Source organism: Blautia sp. OF09-25XD (assembly GCF_003482095.1).
GTDB lineage: Bacteria > Bacillota > Clostridia > Lachnospirales > Lachnospiraceae > Fusicatenibacter > Fusicatenibacter saccharivorans.
Window position 1 is genome coordinate 129,077 of the sequence record NZ_QUMG01000009.1, and the last position, 22,184, is coordinate 151,260.

Annotated in this window: 23 protein-coding genes; 16 read left to right on the plus strand and 7 right to left on the minus strand. The window is 39.8% G+C overall.

Going from position 1 to position 22,184, the window contains the following annotated elements; all coding sequences use genetic code 11:
* Positions 1-18: 18 nt before the first annotated feature.
* On the plus strand, positions 19-786 hold the full coding sequence (locus DXA93_RS09440) for a hypothetical protein (protein ID WP_117508922.1): 768 nt from the start codon (positions 19-21) through the stop codon (positions 784-786).
* Between the two features lie 839 nt (positions 787-1,625).
* Here DXA93_RS09440 and DXA93_RS09445 read toward each other — a convergent pair.
* Positions 1,626-2,720 carry a DUF4317 family protein gene (locus DXA93_RS09445; protein WP_118700438.1) on the minus strand — a complete coding sequence of 365 codons (1,095 nt, stop codon included), beginning with the start codon at positions 2,718-2,720 and terminating at the stop codon, positions 1,626-1,628.
* Positions 2,721-2,864: 144 nt separating this feature from the next.
* Here DXA93_RS09445 and DXA93_RS09450 point away from each other — a divergent pair, with 144 nt between their 5' ends.
* The 8 genes from DXA93_RS09450 (at position 2,865) to DXA93_RS17640 (ending at position 12,213) form a co-directional block, all read left to right on the plus strand.
* Positions 2,865-3,386, plus strand: coding sequence for a hypothetical protein (locus DXA93_RS09450; protein WP_118700439.1), 522 nt, complete (start codon positions 2,865-2,867; stop codon positions 3,384-3,386).
* A gap of 215 nt (positions 3,387-3,601) precedes the next feature.
* Entirely contained in the window at positions 3,602-4,504 is a 903-nt protein-coding gene (locus DXA93_RS09455) for an Rpn family recombination-promoting nuclease/putative transposase (RefSeq protein ID WP_330415480.1), read from the plus strand.
* Positions 4,505-5,071: 567 nt separating this feature from the next.
* A complete protein-coding gene (locus tag DXA93_RS09460; protein WP_158583288.1) occupies positions 5,072-5,632 on the plus strand; it encodes an HD domain-containing protein in 561 nt (186 codons plus the stop codon).
* The gene (locus DXA93_RS09465) at positions 5,625-7,490 is read left to right on the plus strand and encodes an ATP-dependent helicase (protein WP_158583289.1); all 1,866 of its coding nucleotides are present in this window, start codon (positions 5,625-5,627) and stop codon (positions 7,488-7,490) included. The genes DXA93_RS09460 and DXA93_RS09465 overlap by 8 nt, the downstream gene beginning before the upstream one ends.
* A gap of 176 nt (positions 7,491-7,666) precedes the next feature.
* Positions 7,667-9,376: a single-stranded-DNA-specific exonuclease RecJ gene (locus DXA93_RS09470; RefSeq protein ID WP_158583290.1), complete on the plus strand. Its 1,710-nt coding sequence runs from the start codon at positions 7,667-7,669 to the stop codon at positions 9,374-9,376.
* An 18-nt stretch (positions 9,377-9,394) separates the two neighbouring features.
* Positions 9,395-10,450, plus strand: a complete 1,056-nt coding sequence (locus DXA93_RS09475) for a hypothetical protein (protein WP_117802278.1) — start codon at positions 9,395-9,397, stop codon at positions 10,448-10,450.
* Positions 10,434-11,936, plus strand: a complete 1,503-nt coding sequence (locus DXA93_RS09480; protein ID WP_119208151.1) for a CAP domain-containing protein — start codon at positions 10,434-10,436, stop codon at positions 11,934-11,936. Before DXA93_RS09475 ends, DXA93_RS09480 begins: the two co-directional genes overlap by 17 nt.
* Positions 11,937-11,970: 34 nt before the next feature.
* Positions 11,971-12,213, plus strand: a complete 243-nt coding sequence (locus tag DXA93_RS17640) for a hypothetical protein (RefSeq protein WP_147399285.1) — start codon at positions 11,971-11,973, stop codon at positions 12,211-12,213.
* Positions 12,214-12,256: 43 nt separating this feature from the next.
* On the opposite strand, the gene DXA93_RS09485 is transcribed toward DXA93_RS17640, so the two are convergent.
* On the minus strand, positions 12,257-13,300 hold the full coding sequence (locus DXA93_RS09485; protein WP_158583291.1) for a sigma-70 family RNA polymerase sigma factor: 1,044 nt from the start codon (positions 13,298-13,300) through the stop codon (positions 12,257-12,259).
* Between the two features lie 10 nt (positions 13,301-13,310).
* Entirely contained in the window at positions 13,311-13,544 is a 234-nt protein-coding gene (locus DXA93_RS09490) for a hypothetical protein (RefSeq protein WP_119208155.1), read from the minus strand.
* A gap of 228 nt (positions 13,545-13,772) precedes the next feature.
* Between DXA93_RS09490 and DXA93_RS09500 the strand changes: the two genes are divergently transcribed.
* The 7 genes from DXA93_RS09500 (at position 13,773) to DXA93_RS09530 (ending at position 19,018) form a co-directional block, all read left to right on the plus strand.
* Positions 13,773-14,543 carry a hypothetical protein gene (locus tag DXA93_RS09500; RefSeq protein ID WP_119208157.1) on the plus strand — a complete coding sequence of 257 codons (771 nt, stop codon included), beginning with the start codon at positions 13,773-13,775 and terminating at the stop codon, positions 14,541-14,543.
* Positions 14,544-14,553: 10 nt separating this feature from the next.
* Positions 14,554-15,849: a preprotein translocase subunit SecY gene (locus DXA93_RS09505; RefSeq protein WP_158581761.1), complete on the plus strand. Its 1,296-nt coding sequence runs from the start codon at positions 14,554-14,556 to the stop codon at positions 15,847-15,849.
* Positions 15,849-16,031 (plus strand): preprotein translocase subunit SecE, encoded by a 183-nt coding sequence (gene secE / locus DXA93_RS20910; protein WP_117802271.1) that lies wholly within the window; start codon positions 15,849-15,851, stop codon positions 16,029-16,031. Before DXA93_RS09505 ends, secE begins: the two co-directional genes overlap by 1 nt.
* Positions 16,032-16,157: 126 nt before the next feature.
* A complete protein-coding gene (locus DXA93_RS09515) occupies positions 16,158-17,396 on the plus strand; it encodes a hypothetical protein (RefSeq protein WP_118640126.1) in 1,239 nt (412 codons plus the stop codon).
* The gene (locus DXA93_RS09520; RefSeq protein ID WP_119208159.1) at positions 17,393-17,968 is read left to right on the plus strand and encodes a hypothetical protein; all 576 of its coding nucleotides are present in this window, start codon (positions 17,393-17,395) and stop codon (positions 17,966-17,968) included. Before DXA93_RS09515 ends, DXA93_RS09520 begins: the two co-directional genes overlap by 4 nt.
* A complete protein-coding gene (locus tag DXA93_RS09525) occupies positions 17,949-18,803 on the plus strand; it encodes a 3'-5' exonuclease (protein WP_119208160.1) in 855 nt (284 codons plus the stop codon). Before DXA93_RS09520 ends, DXA93_RS09525 begins: the two co-directional genes overlap by 20 nt.
* The gene (locus DXA93_RS09530) at positions 18,800-19,018 is read left to right on the plus strand and encodes a hypothetical protein (protein WP_119208162.1); all 219 of its coding nucleotides are present in this window, start codon (positions 18,800-18,802) and stop codon (positions 19,016-19,018) included. The genes DXA93_RS09525 and DXA93_RS09530 overlap by 4 nt, the downstream gene beginning before the upstream one ends.
* Before the next feature lie 216 nt (positions 19,019-19,234).
* Here DXA93_RS09530 and DXA93_RS17850 read toward each other — a convergent pair whose 3' ends face one another.
* Genes DXA93_RS17850 through DXA93_RS09545 form a run of 4 tightly spaced genes read right to left on the minus strand, consistent with a single transcriptional unit; the run spans position 19,235 to position 22,081 of the window.
* A complete protein-coding gene (locus DXA93_RS17850; protein ID WP_158568364.1) occupies positions 19,235-19,384 on the minus strand; it encodes a hypothetical protein in 150 nt (49 codons plus the stop codon).
* Positions 19,385-19,412: 28 nt separating this feature from the next.
* Positions 19,413-19,847 (minus strand): hypothetical protein, encoded by a 435-nt coding sequence (locus tag DXA93_RS09535; protein ID WP_117802266.1) that lies wholly within the window; start codon positions 19,845-19,847, stop codon positions 19,413-19,415.
* An 11-nt stretch (positions 19,848-19,858) separates the two neighbouring features.
* A complete protein-coding gene (locus DXA93_RS09540) occupies positions 19,859-20,905 on the minus strand; it encodes a hypothetical protein (protein WP_117802265.1) in 1,047 nt (348 codons plus the stop codon).
* A gap of 15 nt (positions 20,906-20,920) precedes the next feature.
* On the minus strand, positions 20,921-22,081 hold the full coding sequence (locus DXA93_RS09545; protein ID WP_118640128.1) for a ParM/StbA family protein: 1,161 nt from the start codon (positions 22,079-22,081) through the stop codon (positions 20,921-20,923).
* Positions 22,082-22,184: the final 103 nt, after the last annotated feature.

A 22,184-nucleotide genomic window follows, 5' to 3' on the forward strand; every position in this document is an offset into this window, starting at 1 on the left:
GGCGGAGGAAAAAGGCAGTTGAAAAAGAGAATATATACAGCCGCTGGTCTTTTTCTTGCCGCCGCTCTGGTGCTTGGCGGCTGCGGAAAAGAAAGAGTGCCGGAATCTGAGTTTGCAACTGCGGATGAGGCAAAAGAGGCGCTTACATCGGCAGAAACCATAGAAATCTACTTTGACCTGTATGGAAGTAAACGAAAGACGAAGATTGTGGCAGACGGAAAAGTGGCGGGCTATCTTCAGAAGAATACGGTCTATATCAACGAGGAGGAGTGGTTTTCGATTGACTATGTGGAGGATGAGCCCATCAATGACAGAGAAGGCTCCGGCACGACGTACGGCTATTACGACGCATCCGGTACGTGTCTTGGCTATGCGCAGGAGCAGTATGTGGATACCTCCTATGGAAAAGATACAAGACTGATTTTCCTTGATGTAGATGAAACGCCGCTCGATTACCAGAGTTCGAGAAGCGGCAGGATTCTGTATGATGAAAATGACGAGGAGATCGGCAGCGGAAAGATCGGGCGATCAGGGGTCAGTCTTCTTGACCAGTGGTACACGAATCTTTACTGTGCCGTCTTTAAGACCGAGACGGACGGCACGCGGCAGATTGATTTCATGGACCGGATGGCGATGCTGTGGCGTCTGGAGCGCGATTACCGCTCAATTGACGACAATCCTGTCAACACCGGCGTGCAGATTTATGAAACGGTTGCCGTTGTTTTTGTGCTGATCCTGTTGATTGGTTCGTCTTTCTCAAAATGGAGACAAAAAAAGAAAAATTAAAGGGAATGCTCGCTTCCTGGACGGCTGGTTTTGAGAAAAAACCACTGACAGGAAGGGGGCATTTTATACGCTTGTGAATCTTGCACAATTTCTGGTTTCATGCTAAAATTGTGCAGGTATGACGTTTGTTATACTTCTTATATTTATTCTTGAGAAAAGGTATGAAATACAAATGAACGATACAGAAACAAAAAACACAGCGGTAAAAGCGCCGGCACTGATGTCCACGCGGCCTGTGACAGCACAGGATGCGCTGGATCAGTGTGAGAAGCTTTCGCCTATGATATACTACTCTTGTTAAACGAAACTGTTTTAAGGCTTAAATACAGTGTTTTAGTGGGACCACAGATATTTAAGAAGAATTCAATGTTGCACCAAATTGCACCGAGTTGCAGGAAACGGAAACGTGTCAGTGGTACAAAGATGGTCGGAAAATGAAACTCGTTATATTTTTTTTACACGATTACGCGCACACGAAAGTTGTTTATTTTAAGGCAAAATTTTATTCTATGGGCTAGGAATCTGATAAATTATGGAGCAGATTGGAGTGTCACAGACATCTAATCAGATGCAGTTCAGGAATAAAAAGATCTGCGGAAAGCTATACAATAGCATAGAATGATTCTGAGCTAATATGGTATGGGAAGGCCTTGGAACATTGAAAGACCGTTCAAAATGCCATATACTAAGCTTGGTGATCGTTCTGTAGAAACTTGTGAAGCCTACAGACGGGGGAGGAGCCTGCGGGACTCTCCCTCCTTTACTCTGAGGAGAAATTTTATCGTATGAAATGAAAACATTGAAAAGGACGACAGTACCTATGGCTGCCGTCCTTTTTCTTATCCCTTAATTTCAACATCGTTCACACGAAAGTTGTTCGTGATGGGGATACAAAGATATGTTTGTCCATCAATATTTCTTGTTTCGAGCAGATCCAACTGATCTCGGTCGATTTTGAGCGTCATGCCATAGGCGGATATGGTGCATTTGCGGGTATCAATGATGCTGTTTGAATGTAAGACAACATTATCTGGGAACTCCCTGTCAAATGCGTTTAAATCGTCTTCCGTAGCGCCGCATTGTTCCAGAATATGATGTAAACCGTTTTTGGAGATTGTTGGATCTTCCAATTCTTCCGCTTTTTCACAGATGTTCTGATAAAGTTCAATGGATGTTTCTACAGTGTACTGTGACGAAAAGGCAGTATCAACAGCTGCCTGAAAATACTGTTTTTGATCGGGTTCCCATAACGGGAGCTGACAGTTAAGTCCGTTTGCAACGAACTCCGCGTGCATATCCCTTCTTGAATAATAGAGAAGAGAATGGCAGTTTGAAGCGCGATCATCGAAAGAAGGAAACAAAAACGCATTTTCAGGCGGAGCGACCTTTTCTAGTCGGACGAGATTTTCAAAAATGGCTTCCTTCTCATTATATCCGAGATCATTGCTTGTCTTTTTAACAGGGCAAATACAGCAGATTATGAAGCAATAAGTGGTTTCGGAGGCATCATCCATTATCGTTCCGTCCGTAGCCTTTCCCGGTACATCATAAGCCCCCAGAGCGACAAGGATAGCATAGTTTTCTACTGTAGTATAATTTTCTACGATGATTCCATACAATTCTTCCAACGCATCTTCCTGAATATCACCCGTTCCATTGCAGAATTGATATAAAAAGTGTTGTGCTCCACCGGCAGATTCTTCCGACAGAGGAAAATCCACCTGTGTTAAATTTTTTTCCTTCTTTCCGGAAAGAGCTTTTCTGAAGATGTCCAGATATTTGAAAAGTTCATCCTCTGGAAGGGATAAGGCCGGATGCTTGAATTCAGATAAGAGATCTTTCTCAGAATTAACATAACATCCGTAGATAGTGTGAATTGGGTTTTTTTGCATGCAGAGCAGCTTTCGAATTTCTGCGATTTCTTTTCTATTCATTTATAGTGGCCTCCTTTATAGATGTATATCTATAGTATTGAAAATATTTAAAATAAGAAATTTCACATAGGAGATTTTTCTTATCTTTGCCGCTTTTTGACATTCTTATATGGAAAAGAAAAATGATATGAAAGGTGTGATCATATGTCAAAGAAAATAATCGCTTTCGTGGTGCTGAGTACATGTTTGACAGCATGTTCTATGGAACCAGCAAGCCCTCCGGCTGTTGTTGTTCCAGATCAGAAGTCTGTAGAGCAGCAGATGGAAAAGAATGTTGAAGCAAAAGCAGAAGAATACCATGTTGCTCCCGAATTATCCGATGATTTTATCCAACAATATTTGGATATGGATTCCTTTGAAGAATTAAGGGAAAGAACTTTGGAAGGAATATGGATTACACAGGATCAGGCCAATATGACCAAAGATGAAATCAATTTATGGGAGCAGGTAAGCCAGGCGGAAGGCTTTACGCAATATACTTCCAAAGATTTTGAAGCAAAAAAGCAGGAACTTAACATGATTTTGGAAGATCTCGCTGCCGAGCAACAACAGACGATAGAAGAATACGCGGAATCGTATCATATGAGTGAGGAAGAAATTCAGCAATTTATGGAGCAACAGGCTCAAAAATATATTTCACAGGAAGAAAATGATGCCGAATCCTAAGAACATTTGTTTTTAATAAGATTTTCCATTCTATTCATATCAGATCAAATATCAAGAAAGGAGAACAAAATCAGATCTGAAAAACAATTTGTCTAAAAGGAGGAAAATCTATGTACTTAGGATTAAAAAAATCTGCTTCTTTACATGATCCATTTGCTTTTTGATGGAAATAAATCAATCAAAAATGGAGTGATGATTGTAAAGGAGAAAAAATTATGTTAGACTATTCAAAAGAAAAGGAATCTATGGGAGAACAAGTTGATCCCTTTGATCTTACGAAAAAGCAAGAAGCTGATTTGCAACGTATCCGTCAATTTCGCTTGATTGATGATGTGTTTATGAATAAAGTGTTTGAAGACAAAAGCTGTGTCGAACTACTGCTTCAAATCATCTTGGACAGGACGGATTTGCATGTGGAAAATGTTAATTTACAGCATGGGATTAGCAATCTTCAAGGAAGAGCTGTCCGGCTGGATATTCTGGCGGTAGATGATTCTGGAAAGATATACAATATCGAGGTCCAGAAAAATGATCATGGAGCGCAGGCCAAAAGAGCGCGCTATAATAGCAGCCTCTTAGATGCGAACATAACGGAGGCTGGTAATCAATATGAAAACCTCAAGGAAACGTACGTCATTTTTATCACAGAAAATGATGTTATGCAGGCAGGGCATCCTATTTATCATATTGACAGAATCGTGAAGGAAACAGGCAAAAACTTTAATGATGAGGCACATATTATTTATGTCAATGCTCAAATCCAAGATGAAACAGCGTTGGGAAAGCTAATGCATGACTTTTTCTGCGTCAATGCGGATAACATGAAGTACAGTATCTTAGCTGAACGTGTACGATATTTTAAAGAAACGAAGAAAGGGGTCGTGGACATGAGTAGTGTAATGGAAGAACTTATAGAAGAAGGCCGTGAAAAAGGAGAAAAAGAAGGTATTGTAAAAGGTCGTGAAATGGAAAAGGCAGAAGAAAGAAAGAGATTTAATAGAATGATTGAATCTCTAATAGAAAACAAAGTTTCAGACGTACAAATCATGAAAAGCACAGGAATGACTCCAGAAGAGTTAGATGAAATCAAGAAGAAAAAAGGCTTTTTGATGATTTAAACAATAGATACCCGGATACTTCTCAAGAGAGGAGGTATCCGGGTGTCTTTTATTTATGGGTGATTTCTACATACTATATATAATCAGATCAATAAGCATGAGAGGAGCTTAAATATCATATGGTCTGAAAAACAATTTGTCTTAACAAGAAAGAGAGGAAAAAATTATGTATCCAAAGTTCAAAGAAATCTCCCTCGACACAGCCACATGGACCGTCGCATTCCTTGGAGCCATCGAAGAGAGGGAAACAAAATCTAAAAAGCCATTTTGCACGTTTCATCTGTTAGATGGAGCCATCGCCATCACAGCAAATCTGTGGAACACTGAGAAAAAAGACATCTACAAAGTGCAGGAAAAGAGTGTAATTTCCGTTCAGTTGTACAAAAAGCTGTATAATGGAGTGGAAACATACGAAGTCAAAGAGTATCAGGCTGCTCCGGATGATGCAAAACTGGAAGATTATCTTCTGACAGCACCTATTCCGTCGCAGGACATGATGGACGAAATCAAGAGTATCCTTCAAAAGAAATCTCTGAAACGGAGTTATATCCGCTGGTTATGGAGATTTTGGATGAAAATGCGGATAAGCTGCTGTATTGGGCAGCTGCAAAGACGATCCATCATAACTGCTATGGCGGCTTGCTGTATCACATGCTCAGAATGCTCAAAACGGCAGTCATTTTATCAAGAGTTTACCGTTTTGATAAAGAACTGCTGTATTCAGCAGTCATTCTGCATGATATTGGCAAACTGCAGGAGTTAGATACAGATGCAACAGGTGTGGCTGAATATACGGTTGATGGAAATCTGTTTGGGCATACATTGCTTGCTATCGAAATGATCGACCGCAAGAATTTTGAAAACCCTACATATCCGGCAGAAAAAATCCGTCTGTTAAAGCACTGTATTGCTGCACATCACGGACAGTTAGAGTATGGTGCAATTACCATGCCTGCAGTCAAGGAAGCAATGCTGTTACACGAAATTGACGTAATTGATGCGTCTATGTATCAGTATGAGCAGGCCGAAAAGACACTTAATCCAGGCGAAATGTCAGATCGTATTTTTGGCCTTGGCGTAAAAGTGTATAAACCAGCTGCAAATGCGGAGGAAAAAGCAAATGTTTAACGAAGAACAGCAAAAAGCAATTGAGACAATTAAGGGGCAGCTGATTTTAGTGGCTTGCCCCGGCAGTGGAAAAACAACAACTCTGTTGGGAAGAATCCATGAAATGATTCAGCAGGGAGTCCCCGCGGAGAACATTTTAATGGTAACATTCACAACCGCTGCTGCTGGAGAAATGAAGCAAAGATTCTGGAAAAAGTATGCAGAGGATGGAATGGTTACTTTTTGCACGATCCACTCTTTTTGCCTGGCTACGCTGAAGAAATTCGCACATTTTGATGCGGAATGTGTTTTGGCAACAGGCGACATCTACGAATTTTTCTTTCAGCAGCTGGTCCGCCACAAAGAAATCGTGGATAAAGTGGAATATATTAAAGCGCTGCTCTTAGACATAGCTGTTTGCAAAAACAGTATGTGTCCATTAGCCCAGTTTGAACCAAATTGCGGTGAAAAAGAATTGTTCGATGAACTGTTTAAGGCGTATGAAAACTGGAAAGATGCTTTAGGTAAAATTGACTATGATGACATGTTGCTGAAAGCATATGAATTGATGAAAAACGATAAAACGTGTTTGGAGTGGCTGCAGGAAAGATATCAATATATTCAGATTGATGAGTTTCAGGATACAAATTATCTTCAGCGAGACATTCTGTATCTTTTGGCTGGAGAAAATGGCAATATTGCTGTTGTTGGCGATGATGATCAGTCAATTTATGGATTTCGTGGTGCAAAGCCAGAAATCATGCTTAAATTTGCCGAACATTATCCTAATGCAGTATCCTTGCATCTGTCCACAAATTATCGTTCGGATCGTAAGATTATTGAATGTGCATCAAACTTGATCCATCACAATAAAGAAAGATTCGATAAGGAATTTCTGGCGAGCCATGAGGAAGAGGGGATTGTGCATCATCAGACCTATAATGATATAGATGCTGAACAACGAGGACTGGTGAAGATGATTCTCGAAAAGAAAATGTCCATGGAAGAGTATCGTAACACCAGCATACTATACCGAACCAATAAAGAAGCAGTGCAGGTAAGTGACCTTTTGATTACAGAAAAAATCCCATTTTGGTGTACAGAGCCTATACAGGACAAGTATGACCATTGGATTTATCGTGATATTTTGAGTTATCACAAATTGGGAATCGGTATAGGAAACAAAATGGATTTGAATAGAATTCTAAATCATCCTCAAAGATTTCTATTTGATCCGCGTTTTTTCAAAACGGATGGGTCACTGAAACAACTGATGCATGTGGCAGCCACCCTTCCAGACGGAAAATGGAAAAGATCAAAGGCAATGGATAGCGTGGAAGATATGTTTTATCTGTTTAAAAAGCTTGAAGATAAAAATCCGGTAGATACCTTACAGATTTTAGAAAGTTTTGGCAGGTACAAAATATTTCTCCATGATTATGCAGAATACCGAAATATGTCTCCGGGAGAATTATATTTTTACTGGAACAGTTATAAAGCGGATGCAGAAAAACATAATGATTGGAAAGAATGGGATGCGTACGTTCGAAAACATAAAATCATTTTACAGGAACAACTGCGAAAGCATGATGGAATCGCTTTGTCAACACTGCACCGTTCAAAAGGTCTGGAATGGGATCGTGTATATATCCTCAATTGTGTAAAGAACACGATTCCATTTGCAAAACAGGGGACTGTAGAGGATCTGGAAGAGGAACGCCGCTTGTTCTATGTGGGTTGCACAAGAGCCAAAAAAGAATTACAGTTATTGTCTTATCAGGGAAATTCAGGGGAGATCTCTCCGTTTATCAAAGAATTGAAATCCTCAGAGTCAGACACAAGTGACAAGGTAGATCTTGACGTACATCTTAAATACTGAAATCAAAAAGCAAAAGGATCGGGAATAATCCCGGTCTTTTTGTTTTGCGATCAATTAACAATTCTATAAATATCAGGTCAATATGAAAAGAAAGGAGTAGCTATAAATAGATCTGAAAAACATTATGTCCAGAAAGGAAAATAAGTATGAAAGAGTATACCAAAAGAGATTCTTGCATGACAATGGAAGAAGTTATTGAACGAAACACAGGAATGTCACTGAAAGCATTTCTAACACCACAGCCAAATCCTTATATTCATAATATGGATCGGGCGGTTGAGTTCTTCAAGAAAAAAGTAAATGATGCTGCAGAAGAAAAAGAAATACTGCAGATCAAAATCGTGGGTGATTATGACGCAGACGGAATGAACGCATCAGCAATTCTGTATGATGCAATCATTTCATATCTCAAGGCAAATTCCCTTGCTGAATACGCAGAGGTGTCTGTAAGGCTGCCAAGAAGGTATTCAGAAGGTTATGGTTTATCTAAAAAAATCATCGACGAATCAGAAAGTGGGTTAATTATCACGGTCGATAATGGAATCGCAGCAATTGATGCCATAAAGAAAGCAAAAGATAAAGGTATCGATGTTATTATTCTGGATCACCATTTAAGCGGAGAGGAACTTCCGTGCGCGGATATTATCGTGGACCCACACTGTGAAGGAATGTCTACTTTTAAACATTATTGCGGAGCAGGCCTCGCATACCGCTTTGCGGAAATGCTTATAACAAATAAGGATTTATTGGATAAGTTGCTGGTATTAGCTGGAATTGCTACAGTGGCAGATGTCGTTCCGCTGATCGGAGCAAACCGTTATCTGGTTCGGCAGAGCCTGAAGCTAATCAATCGCGGAATTGCTACGTCTGGAGTTCTTGCGCTAGTCCGAAAAATGCGACTGGAGAAGATTACAGCCGAAGACTATGGCTATAAAATAGGTCCGGTATGCAACGCATCCGGTCGATTGCTGGATGATGGGGCGATGGATATTTTCCATTTGCTGTCGCAAGAATTGGATGTTTTTGCACTGGATTACGACGAACAGCTTTTGAAGTTGCATGCGCTTGCGGATACTGTTATTGAAAGAAATGTAGATCGTAGGCGTATTACAGAAGAAGCATTGGAAAGGTCTGATGCATTAATATCTCAGCAATGCTTGGCTGACGATGCGGTATATATCATCTATGATACACAAGTGTCGGAAGGTGTTATGGGTATTGTTGCCGGAAAACTGGCGGAAAAATATATGCGTCCAGTAATTGTGTTTGCGCATGCACAGGATGGCGAGAAATTGAAAGGATCTGGAAGAACATATGGAAATATCCATCTGAAGAACCAGGTTTTAGATCCGTGTAAGGAGTATTTTTTTGCCTACGGCGGACATGCCGGCGCTGCAGGAATGACAATACCAGAAAAAAATCTTATGTTGTTCCGAAACAAGGTGAGAAAACTTGATATTCCAGTGCCGTATCGAGAAAAGCGTATTTTGTACGATTTGGAAGTTACAAAAGAAGAAATTCCGGAACTGTATGAAAAAATGGAGTTCTTTGCACCATTTGGCGAAGGAAATCCGGAACCTGTATTTTTTATCCGGAATCTTGAATTAAACCCGGTGCGTGGAAAATTTTATGAGCAGAATGGAAGCGACGGTAAGAGTATAAAACTCTTTACCATGCCGTATCCAAGTTCTGGTTATCAGATGGCAGCAGAATATTTGCTGATGGATGCTCCCAAGAAGATTGATATGACATTTGAAGTGTATACAATATATTCTCATGGAAAAGAGCATCGGAGATTACGTATGTTGGATTTTTGCGCAAGTAAAAATGCTGAGACGGAGACAAGTTTCAAAAAAGAACTCTCCGCGATGCTGAATTTTATGTAGATGAGGAGTAACAATAAAATGGCAAAAAATTATAAAGAAACGACAACACAGGCAGCAGTATTGCGGACAAGCACAAAAACATTGAGTTTTTGGTGCAATATCAGGGAAGCCCCACTGGAACGTTTTGCAGAACTGATCGAAGGGAATATTCGGATTGCCCTGCAGGATTTTAGCGGCGGAAAGGGCGATAAGTCTAAATTCGCATATTTTAACCTTGAAATTTCTGATATTTATGAAATTAAAGATTGTATGCAAGCAAAAAAATCCTTTTTCGCCCAGAAAATCTATGGCAAACACCCAGAAACAGGTGGTCAGTTCAACGGAATGTGCAAGTCCTTCCATTTTGCGCTGCAGTACACAGAAAAAGCTCAAAATGGAGAACTGAGTCGAAACCCATATTATCTGTGCATAAAAAATGGATTTGCTCAGGCGGCTCCTGGACAGATTGCAGGATCATTCTACGAAAGAAAAGGGACTTTTCAGGAAGGAGTTGCTGTGTTTATCCGGTTAAGCGAAAGAGATCTGAAGAATCTTTTACGGAAAGTGACTGATTATATCCGTGTTTTTCAAATGCTTGCGGGTCAGCATCTGATTCCTCTTGGACTGGCACAGATGGAAAATGAATATAGTCAGAGGAAGAATGGCTATAATTACAATGATAGTTACACGAATCCAACCGATTATTATAGTCCTGATTATTATAATCAAAACGGACAAGGAAATCCTTCACAGCAGTCTTATGGATCAGTAGGGCAGCGAGAAATGCCTGCTCAAAATACACCGCCATCCATGCAGCCACAAGGATATGGACAAGCTCCTAATTCAAATAGTGCGAATTTGCAGCAGAATAATGTGCGTGTATATAAAAAAACAGTAACCGTATTGACCTTTCCAGTAGCCACTACAGAAGGTTATGTTGCAAAGATCCTGATGGATACGAAGCAGTGGGTATGCTTTTTTGACCAAAATACAGCCGAAATTGTATCTCAGGCATGCAATTCAGGAAAAACACAAATAAAAATGAGGGTAACTCCGTACAGAGGCGGAGCAAAATGTCTTGAAATCATTGAGTAAAACGAATTGCAGGGCGTATGAATTTAATCATGCGCCCTATTTTACAATACTAATCTGTAGGAGGCCTTTTTATGAAAAAATTATTCTTTACTTTTATAGCACTGCTATTGTATTTTTCTCAGCGTGGGGGATTAAACTCCGAATGCCCATTAATCGTCCCAATAATGTGCAAGGCGAGCAGCAGGTGGCATGGTATGAAACGCGGTATACTGCTCCAACAGCTGAAGAAGAATGGACACTAGATCCGGAAATCCCAGTTAATTATCTTCCAGTAGCTGGTGAGGATGAAGTCTACATGGTATTGGACGATTCGGGAAATATTGTTGGATACCGCCATCGAACACAGCAGGAAGACGGTTCTTGGTTATGGACGGATATTGAAGATCCTAATGCAGAACATTATGAAAAGGTGGATGGACTGGATCATATATACAAAGTAACAGACAAAGATGGAACTTCTTCTTACCAGCAATATGTCCGTAATGAAGATGGATCATACGCATACGTGCCTGTAAACGAAAACGGGGTTCCGTTGGATGATGGAGCCGATGCCACGACAATTGATACAACGCATTATGTGCATAAATCAGGAAATGTGTATGGACTATATAATGATAATGGAGTCCTTACTGGGTATCGGGAGAGAGTAAAGGATGGGGAGAACTATGTATGGAAGGTAACAGATCCTCCACAAAGTTCCACCTCAGACTTACAGGAATGGTCCGAAGCAAAAAAAGATAACGCAAATCAGGGTGACCTATCGGCAGATTCCGGTGACGGAACCCAGAATTCAGGAAATAACGGTGTTATCGTAGGCGGCAGTGGAGCAGAATCCAGTCAGATTGATAACGGTGATGGTACTTATACGAAAACAGAAACCAATGTAAGCACGAAAACAGAAGATGGATATTGCATCACCTATAAGACAACCGTTACAAGCGTATATGATACAAATGGAACCCTTATAAGTACCCAAAAAGACGGCCCATATGAGGTAAGCCGAGAAAAACTTAATGTTTCAGAAGATCCTTCCGCGGCATCAGCAGCAGACACAATAGATGCTGAAGTGGCAAGAGTATCGGGAAAAGTAAGCTATGATACAACAAAAGCGGCTGAACTGCTGGCAAAATTGAATGCAGATCGTGCAAGTGCCGGATTAGGGCAATTACAAATGAACACAAATAGTCTTACTTATAAATTGGCTGTTTTGAAGGCCGCTGATATGGCTATATATGATTATAGCTCTGATGATTCGCCATTATATGGAACATTGTCGGAGCTGGCTCAAAAATATGGTGGAAACGGCGATGATGTCTCTGAAAATATTTGGAAAGTCAGTGTGAAATCAGCCGATGAAATCGATGCTAAATTTCAGTCAAATGAAGGAAGCAGGGGTTTGAGAATGTCTACCGGCTACACGCAGGTCGGTATCGCCATTGTAGAAAAGAATAATCAGGACTATATTGCCGAAGTGTACTTGGAGTAAACGGAATCGTTTATTCCAGAGAAAGGGCTGGGATATGACAGAAACTGTAATGCAATTTAAAAGTGTAGATGATATTATTCGATTTTCAAGAGCTGCAGAACAATGCACATCTCATACATACATAATGCAGGGAAAAACAAAGATTCGCGCAGATGATTTACTGGCAATTTTTTGCGTGGATTATACAGTTCCTGTTGTAGTGATCCATGAAGATGCGACAGAATTTGCACATGCTATGATGATTGAAAAAGCAAAAGTAAAAAAGAAAAAGAGATGAGAAAAAGCTTCCGGAAACATAAAAAAGTTCCGGAAGCTTTCTTTTATACATATTCTTTCTTGATCTGACCATTTCCCTGCACTTTAAGGATAATACTATCCGAAAAATCACCGTCGATAGTTACGCTAAAGGAAATGCGTTTCTTAGGAGTTCGTGCTTTGGATGTCGACTCTTCAGGAGAAATTCCGATGGACACCATAATATCGTTATCCATTTCTTCATAATCATTTAACTGCTCATCTGATAATCCGAGTCCAACCAAATCACCGTCAACGCTGTTGTAGTCATTGTTCTGGTATTCGAACCAATCTTTTAATCCATCATCATTACGCAAAATTCGGAGAGATCTGGTAATAGACCGTTTGACTTTGGAGACTGGAAGCCCCAGCTTTTTGGCTGTTGAAGCATAGGAAGCCTCTCCGGTTTCAGAACTGTCAAATTTTGTCATTAAAATTTTAAGATCTGTAGGATTAAGCTTTGTAAGGGCCGTGTTTAAGAGCAGCGTAGCCTGACCCTCGATATATTCTGTCTCTGGGTTTTTGACATAAGATGTCATTTTTGCTTCCAGATGATCCTGTTTGGACTGAGAATCTTCGTCATCGGTACCGTCATAGGATACTTCGTCAATATAAGTCAGCCTGAATAAAATATCATGAACCTGACGGAGCGAATAATTCGTATATAACGCAATATTTGATTCAGTAGTGCGTTTTCCCTCTGTTTCCAGAACGTGAATAGCATGTCTTACATCATCCATCTGTTTGCCATAGTATGAATTGGAGCGATTAGTAAGGCTGTGGATGTATGCGGACATTGCCCGGTGGAGTGGTTTTGTCAGATAAGTTGATAATGTTGCACGTTCAGGATTAAATTTTGGGATGGCATCGTACAGAGCGACCATGCATTCCTGATATAATTCATCGTAGTATCTGGGTATATATGTAGGGAAGTATTTTTTGATCATAAATGTGATCAGGCGCTGCGCTTTGTTTAAAATCTGCTCTTTTGCTGACGCCACTTTCCGCGGGTCACCCGAATGATAATCTGCCATAATTTCTTTCATCATTTCTTTTTCAACATCTACCATAGTATCCTCCTTAATTAGAAATAAATCCATCAATTTGTGCTAATGCCTTCATGACATTCCGATCTTCATGTTTCTTGGCATGCACATATTCTAAAAGTGATGCAACAAAAGTATCATCGACGAGAAAATTTCCGCTCATGTTGCGCCAAACTTTGTAAATTTCTACATCAGATGCACTTGTATTTTCAGGAACCTGATACAAGAGGAAAAGAGTAATGCTTTTATATAAATCATACTTTGTCATTGTGACCTCCTTCCGACATTATGTAAAAAAGCATTTTGCTATTATTTTCCGTCTCCGTGAGTTCATTATATTATATCCAGCTATCATTTTCAAATTTTCGGTATTCACGTACGAAAAAAAATGGAAAAAAAATGGAAAATCCCGTTTTTTCTCGTACGTGAATACAAAATTTTTATTTTATTTTCAATACTATCTATGCACCTGAAAATTTATAAAGGAGGAATAGGTATGGTATTAAGAGGGTATCGCTTACGAGGTACGGATTTGACAGGCATAACACAGGAAATCAAAAAGATAAGCATGTCTGTCAACAAAATTAGAGCGCGTACATACGCGAAACTGTTAGGCAATGAAATTGCTTTTTTGGTGGACAAAATTGCTTTGAATGTGTATACGCGCGATCCAACGGTTTCCATTTACGAGTGTGCCTGCAGCCGCACTGAAGAGGAGATTCGTGTGGCACAATTGCAGGGGTTAAAGACTCCATATAATCTGCAGGTTTATGGACAGGTGTTTACGGAGGCAGATTACACCTACTTTGCGATTTCTTGTATGCAAAATGAATTTTTGAAGGCTTTTCATCGGTTGGAAGAGTATTCCGTTAGTGAATCGGAATATGAAGATCCGAATAATTCTAAGACAAAATTGTGGAAATCGCTGATGGAAAAAACAGCCACGCCGATGACGATTAACTTTGGAAATGGAATCCCGCAAATTGCAAAAGATCAGATTGTCTATCCAACCAAAAAAGAACGTTGCAGAACAGAAGCAAGGCATCAAGTGTGTAATCGAATTTTGAATCAAGTTTCCTTTGGAAAACAAATTCCACCTGAATGTCTCATGAAAAATATAGATCAGATGATGAAGATTCTGTTACAAGAAGAAAGCCAAAAGGAAATCGCAGCAAAAGAAAAAGAATTGATGAACATTTTGCCGGAATTAGAGGGGGCTGACTTTATCTTTTCGGTACCTTCCGCGGATGTTCCAGCTCAATCATAAGGAGGAAAAAATGAAAACATGGAAATCAATTTTTAAATCTAAACAGGTTAGAAAAGAATGCCTGTATTCTTTCCTGATTTTAATGGGGATTCGCTTATTGGCAACAATTCCTACGCCGGGAACAAATCCAGATTACTTTAAAACACTCATTCATGATAATTCTGCATTAACTTTCATTGATGCCATGACAGGAAATGGTCTGTCCGGGATGTCTATCATGGCATTGTCAATAACTCCATATATTACAGCATCTATTATGGTTCAGCTGGCTGGAGTCATCTATCCTCACATTCACGAAATGGAAAAGGGCATGGAGGATGAACGGAAGCGGATTCATATCATTACTCTTGTGCTGGGTGGATTCGTGGCATTGATGGAGAGCAGTATGATTGCTATTTCATTCGGTAAAAAAGGATTGCTTGTCTCGGCAAAATGGTATTGGATTTTACTTGTTATGCTTATCTGGACGGCTGGATCAGTTGTTGCAAGTTTAGCAGGCGAGCTGATTCGTAAGAAATATGATTTTAACGGATCGTCGTTGATCTTATTATTCAATATTCTGGCATCTTATCCGAGCGATGCATTATCTGTATATCAGACAATGATTTCTGAAAAGCAGATAGCATATAAAGTGATTTCGAGTATCCTGATTGTCCTCTTTGTTATTGCATTATTTGCGTATACCGTATGCCTGCAGGCTGCAGAAAGACGCATTCCGATTACGCATTCGCAGAAAATCAAAGGGGCATCTATGAAAAGTACCTTACCACTTAAAGCCTGCCCTGGAACCGTAGTCCCAATTATTTTTGCATCGTCTATTTTAACATTTCCTTCTATGATTGCTGCATTCATTGGAAAGGAAAATTTAACCGCTTTAAAGTTTTTGAATACATCATATTGGTTTCAGAAAGAGAATTTTTACTATAGCATCGGAGCTATATTCTACATTGCGATGATTATTGGCTTCTCTTTCTATTATGCAGAAATCATTTTTAACCCAACGGAGGTTGCTATGGACCTCAAAAAGAAAGGAGCAAACGTCTATTCTATCCGTCCGGGCAAGGAAACAGCAGCATACCTGCATAAAAAATCGAACGAAGTAGTTTTGATTGGAGCAGTTGGATTGTGCGTTATCGCAATGGTTCCGGCAGTATTATCCGGTATTTGGCATTTAAGTGGAATCGCTTTTCTCGGAACATCTATCGTCATAACTGTGGGTGTGAGTCTGGAATTTCGAACCCAGTGCATTGCCAAGTCTCAGAATGGAAAATACAGTTCTATGTTGGAAAAAGGAGGAATTTTCTGATGAAAAAACCAGAATTTAAAAAAGGAAAGAAACTCGCAGCAATCCTGCAGAAGATGTATTTTCCAAAAGGAAAAGAGCTTTTTTTTGATACATTGTATGTTCTTCTCTTTTGCATTGTCCTTTCTGCGTTTTTATTTGGATTCCATGAAGGAATTACATTCATCTTCCGAGTCCTGTTTTAACGATGAGACACCAGGGAAAAGCTCTGGTGTCTTTTCGGACTTATTTTTGGAGGTTTTCGGAATACTATTACTGAACCGCAAAAGAAACAGATGACAGGAGCATGAAAACGAAAGGAGAAAAACATTATGTCAAATGGGAAAAAGTTAGGTGTTAAAAGTAAGGTAAGCGACAATTATCTTGTGACAGGAAATGACTATGAGAAATTTCAAGAAGCGTTGCACGACATGGACAACCGAACAGTGATTATTCCGGTACGAAATCCAGAAAGCATGAGGATTCATTGTGTGATTGCAAAATCAGACAAAGAGCATGCATCTCCAAGATTTGTGGTATTGGACCCTATGGAAATGAAAGACTCTATTCTGCTGAGTGATGAGTCTATTTTTTCAGCCGAAAAATGCAATATCGGAAGATACAAACCAACATCAGAAGTATTCTTATCCTTGCAGAACCAGATAAAAGAAATTGAGCAGATCGGTTTCTTCTTGACCGTACATGATCAAAAGAAAATCATCGTGACTCCATCAAAAAAATTTCTTACGGCCTTATGTCAGCGCTTGGAAACAGGGACATTGGCGAAAGGAACGAACATTTTTGCGTACTGTTATTTAGCGTCCCGCTGCGTTCAGGCAAAAGAGTTTATTATCATTGGGCGGAAGGAAGAAAAGGACAGTTCCTGGGTGAAAGGATTTCATGCAGCTTCTACCAAATATGCGTATATTCCACAGCACTTTATTTTGAGAGAGCTTCAGAATTTTCAGGAAAATCATGATGTTACAACGTTGGGCTGGGAGTTAAGCAATTATTATACGACGATTGAATTGATCTTTCAGGATAAAACAGTTGATATGGGCAAGACGCAAGTCAAACTGGGGGTAAAATATTCGCTGTCTGATGTCGGAACATCTTCTCAAACAGTGCAGCCTATCTTGGTCTATGGCGATAATTCGGTTCTTATCGGCAAAAGCTTTTCTTCTCCTCATCGGAGCAAAAAAACTCCAGAAGAAATCGGTAAGGAGTTGGTAAATGCTATTGAAAAGCAGTTGCCAGAATTAGAAGCTAAAATCACAGCCACCTTTAAAAAGGCATCGACCATTTCTGTAGGCATGGATGAACAGGAAAAAATCATCTCAAAGATCATGAAAATGATACATACGGAAAAAGTAGGTGTCAGAAGAAAACAGTATATAACGCAAAATTGTCCGTATTTTCCTACCGTTTTAGCCGCTTTCCAATGGCTGTTACAATTTCCAGCGATGTATCCCGGAAAAATGGGGTACGAAACCAGAAATTATTTCAAAAAGGCGATGGGAGAAATCTGTACGCTTAGTATGAAGGAGCTGGAGGCACTTACGGAAGAATGATAGTTACAACAGAAGATAAGAAGAATGTTTTCCTTGGCGTTATACAAAAGATTAAAAAAGGATTAGGAAATGAAGAAAATGAGCTTGTAATTATCAAAGCGAAAGAAATTCAGCTTTTTCAAAATGAAGAATCGAAACAAAGCTACACATTTTTGTGTTGGCGGCACGTAGCAAAACAAGCAGCGAAAAAGAATGCTGGAGATTTTTTGTGTGTTCAATTCCGGGCGGATACAGGAGATCCATTTCGGGGGATAGCAGAACGCTTCCCCCGAAGCGGAAAATTCTTATCAGGTCCCGGGCAATCCTTGATTTATGCACCGATAATGAACAAATATTATGAAAAAAATGTCTGCTCCTGTGTGTTGGAATTCTGGACAAGGCTGGACGGGCTTCGATATGAAATTTGTTCTTATTCAAATTACATGGCTGTGAAAGCAGCAGCCAAAATTGATCTGAAAGATTCGGTGCTTTGCTTCATGACTACACATAATGGAGTTTCTACTCCGTATGCAACAACGACAATACATAACAATCGAATAGGAGAGACATTTTATGAGGACGCTAAAAACTAAGAATCGTATGCTTAGTCTGTTTCAGGATGACCGTATCATTGCGGTTATTGACACTGAAACGACCGGAATCAATTCCAATAAAGACCGCATTGTTCAGTTTTCGGGTAAGAAATACAGAATTCGGGACCAGAAAATGGAACAAATAGCAGAAATGGATATCTACATTAAGGCTCCTTTCCCCATGCCGGAAGCAGCTATGAGAGTGAACGGGATCACAGACGAATTTTTGGCTGATAAGCCATCGGAAGAAGATGTAGTGGCAGAGATTTGCGCATTCATGGAAGGCAGTATCCTTGTTGGATATAATGTTGATTTTGACATTCGCATGATCTCAGCGTTATGCGACAGAACGCATACTCCGTTACAGTGTAGTGGAAAAATGGATGTGTTGGAGGTAGCACGCGATCTTGTAGAAAAAAAAGAAGTGCAGAATCACAAACTTGAAACAATATCCAAATATTTTGGTATTGATGAAGGAATTACGTTTCATTCGTCGATTGATGACGTAGAAGCTACCGCACGTTTACTGTTATTGTTCTATACAATGTATTGTGAACAGGATATGCATGGAGAGGGAAAAACAAAATTATTTATCGAGTATACATATTTTTGGAAGGGCTATCGAAAGGAACAGGCCGGCGTATATGTACAGACAAATTTAGGAAAAGTATATTTTTCTACCTATAAAAAAGAGTGGTGTTCTTCCCAGTTGGATTTAACCCAAATTGATCTGGATGCTTTGGAGACAGATATTCTTGTCCGTTTAGGAATCACCTATGATGAACTTTCAAAAATGACGGAAAAGAAATACCATCTGTTGGAGAAAAATGCATGATCTACATAACACATATATTACTTATAATGGCTGCAATATGGGATATTAAAAAAATGGAAGTTCCGCTCACCATATCTGTGATGCTTTATCTTGTACATACTTGTGAGCTTTTATCAAGTAATTATTGGAAAATAGATTTTATTGGAATGATTTTGTGCTTTTCAATTTTTGCTTTCGCAATGATCTGGTCTAATATAGGCGGCGCAGATGCCTGATTGCTGGAGTCATTGGATACAATCTTGGACTATATGGACTTTATGCGATTATATTAGCCTTATGTATATGCATTCCCTATCTTTTGTATATGCATGTTAAGCACAAAGAACATGATTACCCATTTGTGCCGTTTCTGACGGTCGGATATTTTATTGTATACTTTATAAGCAAAAAAGCCGGGCTATAAGCTCGGCTTTCGCTTTTGAAAATGCTCATCAAGACTCCTCTAAACGCAATGCATTTTCAGCAATGCGTTTTTCTTTCTGATAGATGCAGACCTGTTTTACTTCTTCTGCATCTTTCTGGATATCTTCCTGTAAATTGACTAAATTTTCTTCATATGTTTTTTTCTCCTCGTTGTTCATAATAAAACCTCTTAGCTTTCTTTGATGTTTAGTAATTCTCTTCCTCAGTGTCAACAATGTCAGTCAAAGATGGGACAGTGGTGATCACCTTGTACGTCCCGTTTGCAATTCTCCGCAAATCTTCCAATTGAAGATCATGCAATTGCATATCCAGTGCAGAAACGGGTTCAGCATTTACTTCTAAGTATTCCGCCAGTGTCTTCATCGCTGCAGTAACGGATTCGGGAAGCTTTGTGTCGAAACCGTTCATTCGCAATAACATTCTTGCAATTCTTTTATCTGTCAACGATACATGAGTCTGTGCAAGAAGCATCTCGTTTTTATACACCGTTTCGCTTTCGGAATTTTTAATAGCCGCGGTAAACAGAAAGGGGATATTATTCAATCCACATTCTTTCTTTAATTCGCTTACAATTGGCTTGACGTATTTGGTATATTCCTTGGTTTTGTCGTAATTGTCCATAACAGACCCCCTTATACAATTAATCCGGAAATTGCTCCGAAAATATCAAATCCATCGCTGTCATCTTCGGAAGAACTTCCAGAAGGAGTCTCGGAGGTTGCTTGCGTGGAACTATTTAATGGATTGACAGTCTCTTTGGAGAGAGCAGGAATGTTTTCCGGTTCAGCCTTTTCAGCAGGTGCAGAGAAAATTGCTGTTTCAACAACAGGTTCTGGTTTGGGCGGAGCTGGAGTTGGCGTAGCTGCGCTTTTGCTTTCAGAAGAAAGATTTAAAGTTTTCTCCGGAGCAGAAATCTGCCGGGCTGGGCGAACCTGAGCATCTGCGGACGCGTTCGAAAGTGCGTCCGGTCGAAAATATTTCTCGGCAACGGTAATATTTCGCTCTTTACGCTCTGATGACTGAACGCTATAAGTGTATTGAGCCAAATACGGAGCAATGTAAGGCTTTTGAAAATAAAACCGTAAAATATTTTTAATGGCATTATCTCTGGCTGAAGGGTGTATTGAAAATAAAAAACTTGAAATTGTTGCATCTGTTTCTTGCGCTAAGTCCAAAGTAAAGGACATAGTGTCTGCATTGATGGATGCGGCTATTGCTGGTGTATCAATAGAGAATTTGGCTTTATGCACGTATGCACTCAGCGTTTTCAGTGTCAATTCTTGCATGTCCTGCGTCTGTGCAAGGATGATCAGATCCAAATCATCCGGCCAACAAAGATTGACCCGAAGGGGAAAAACATTGTTTTTCAAAGGTTCCATAATAGGAGCAGTAAAATAGGAACGTAAAATGTTTTTGATAACTACAGTTTTATAACCATTGCGAATGCTCCTCAGAAAAGCGATAACATCTCCGTCTTTATCAGAATTAAGAATAAAATTGACGGAAGTATTCTCTGTATTGATACATTTTATTGTATTGGGCATAGGTACATAGAAAATCTCTTGTCGTACATATGCCCGCAATACATCTCGAATAACAAGCCCCATCCGAACTCCAGAATGAACTAATGCAATCAAATCAAGATCTTCTGGCGCAGTAAATCGGACTTTAATATTCATTTAACTCCTCACTTTCTAACGCAGACGATTGACGAGGGAGAAATAATATCCGCGTACGTTCGAGAATACGTTGGTAAGGGTTGGATCATTTACATTGGCCGGAATCACAGAAAATCCTTCCATATTGGCAAACACAGCGTTGAAGTCAGTCGCCCAAGCGTCGTATGTACCGCCTGTAGCAATGATGTAGTCATAAGATGAAAAGTAATCATAAATAGATTTCATCTTTTCAATTACTTCATTGCATACATCTTTTGAGCAAGCGGCCAGAATTTCACTGAAGTTGCAATTCTTAAAAATCATCTTTTTCTTGTCTTTAACGCGAACCTCACCGCTTTCCAGCAGATTCTGCAGTTCGAAGATGTTGCGTTCTTCGTGATACTTGTTCTCGATCTGATCACAGGTCCGAGAGAAAACTTCACGCATCGAATATTCGCTGAATGTTTCTGTTCCACGTTCCGAAACATTTCCATGCAGAACATTGTAAATATCCGTAGTGCCAAAGCCCGGATCAAAAACGAGAAGATTGGAACTCCAAAATTTCTTGGCGATAGGAAGCTGATAACCGTTGATATCAGTTGACGCAGACAGTAATGCTCCGAGCGGCTGCGGCATGATGGAAATATTCTGCTCGTCAAGTGAGAACGTGAATGTTTGCCATGGTGCAGTTCCGATTTTCAGCTCAAACATGTGGATACCTTTGAAAACCTCTTTAAGATCTTCCGAATCTCTCATGAATTTCGGCGGTAATCCAGTCTGGACGTACAGCTTTTTGCCGTCGGACGATTTTTCTTTTCCTTCCATCAGGGCAATACCCAGTCCGGTTCGTACGATGACTTTAAACATAGGTGAATAGTAACGTTTGCGACCGAAAACTTCCTCTTCACTTTCTGTCATCTTGGAAGCATCCATTTCCTCATAAGCCAAATTTCCGACAACCCATTCGCCTTCGTTGTCGCGGTAACGAATATCCGTGTCAGCAGCTTCTTTGAGCAGCGGACGATTCTCTGGGATCTTTTTTGCATATGCCGGAAAGCAGAAATGACGTGCAGGAGAGATTCCTTTGACGGCTGAATAGCCGATATCTAATCCGACAGCCCAATAGTTATCGCGGCAAGGAAAGTCGCGCTCCACAACCATAGTTTTTGTTTTGTAATCCTTTGTGTTCATACTCATAATAGTCCTCCTAAAAATGTTTTTTTTGTTTACGCTTATAGTATTGTAAATGACTATAAAATTGAATTCTCACGTACAAGAAAAAATGGAAATTTATTTTTTT

Bases quoted from the DNA above. Each gene is read 5' to 3' on its own strand.
- DXA93_RS09535 (WP_117802266.1), bottom strand. From the start codon at position 19,847: ATGGACAATTACGACAAAACCAAGGAATATACCAAATACGTCAAGCCA.
- DXA93_RS09515 (WP_118640126.1), top strand. From the start codon at position 16,158: ATGTCAAATGGGAAAAAGTTAGGTGTTAAAAGTAAGGTAAGCGACAAT.
- DXA93_RS09470 (WP_158583290.1), top strand. From the start codon at position 7,667: ATGACAATGGAAGAAGTTATTGAACGAAACACAGGAATGTCACTGAAA.
- DXA93_RS09545 (WP_118640128.1), bottom strand. From the start codon at position 22,081: ATGAGTATGAACACAAAGGATTACAAAACAAAAACTATGGTTGTGGAG.
- DXA93_RS09525 (WP_119208160.1), top strand. From the start codon at position 17,949: ATGAGGACGCTAAAAACTAAGAATCGTATGCTTAGTCTGTTTCAGGAT.
- DXA93_RS09530 (WP_119208162.1), top strand. From the start codon at position 18,800: ATGATCTACATAACACATATATTACTTATAATGGCTGCAATATGGGAT.
- DXA93_RS09485 (WP_158583291.1), bottom strand. From the start codon at position 13,300: ATGGTAGATGTTGAAAAAGAAATGATGAAAGAAATTATGGCAGATTAT.
- DXA93_RS09475 (WP_117802278.1), top strand. From the start codon at position 9,395: ATGGCAAAAAATTATAAAGAAACGACAACACAGGCAGCAGTATTGCGG.
- DXA93_RS09505 (WP_158581761.1), top strand. From the start codon at position 14,554: ATGAAAACATGGAAATCAATTTTTAAATCTAAACAGGTTAGAAAAGAA.
- DXA93_RS09520 (WP_119208159.1), top strand. From the start codon at position 17,393: ATGATAGTTACAACAGAAGATAAGAAGAATGTTTTCCTTGGCGTTATA.
- secE (WP_117802271.1), top strand. From the start codon at position 15,849: ATGAAAAAACCAGAATTTAAAAAAGGAAAGAAACTCGCAGCAATCCTG.
- DXA93_RS17640 (WP_147399285.1), top strand. From the start codon at position 11,971: ATGACAGAAACTGTAATGCAATTTAAAAGTGTAGATGATATTATTCGA.
- DXA93_RS09500 (WP_119208157.1), top strand. From the start codon at position 13,773: ATGGTATTAAGAGGGTATCGCTTACGAGGTACGGATTTGACAGGCATA.
- DXA93_RS09490 (WP_119208155.1), bottom strand. From the start codon at position 13,544: ATGACAAAGTATGATTTATATAAAAGCATTACTCTTTTCCTCTTGTAT.
- DXA93_RS09465 (WP_158583289.1), top strand. From the start codon at position 5,625: ATGTTTAACGAAGAACAGCAAAAAGCAATTGAGACAATTAAGGGGCAG.
- DXA93_RS17850 (WP_158568364.1), bottom strand. From the start codon at position 19,384: ATGAACAACGAGGAGAAAAAAACATATGAAGAAAATTTAGTCAATTTA.
- DXA93_RS09450 (WP_118700439.1), top strand. From the start codon at position 2,865: ATGTCAAAGAAAATAATCGCTTTCGTGGTGCTGAGTACATGTTTGACA.
- DXA93_RS09455 (WP_330415480.1), top strand. From the start codon at position 3,602: ATGTTAGACTATTCAAAAGAAAAGGAATCTATGGGAGAACAAGTTGAT.
- DXA93_RS09445 (WP_118700438.1), bottom strand. From the start codon at position 2,720: ATGAATAGAAAAGAAATCGCAGAAATTCGAAAGCTGCTCTGCATGCAA.
- DXA93_RS09540 (WP_117802265.1), bottom strand. From the start codon at position 20,905: ATGAATATTAAAGTCCGATTTACTGCGCCAGAAGATCTTGATTTGATT.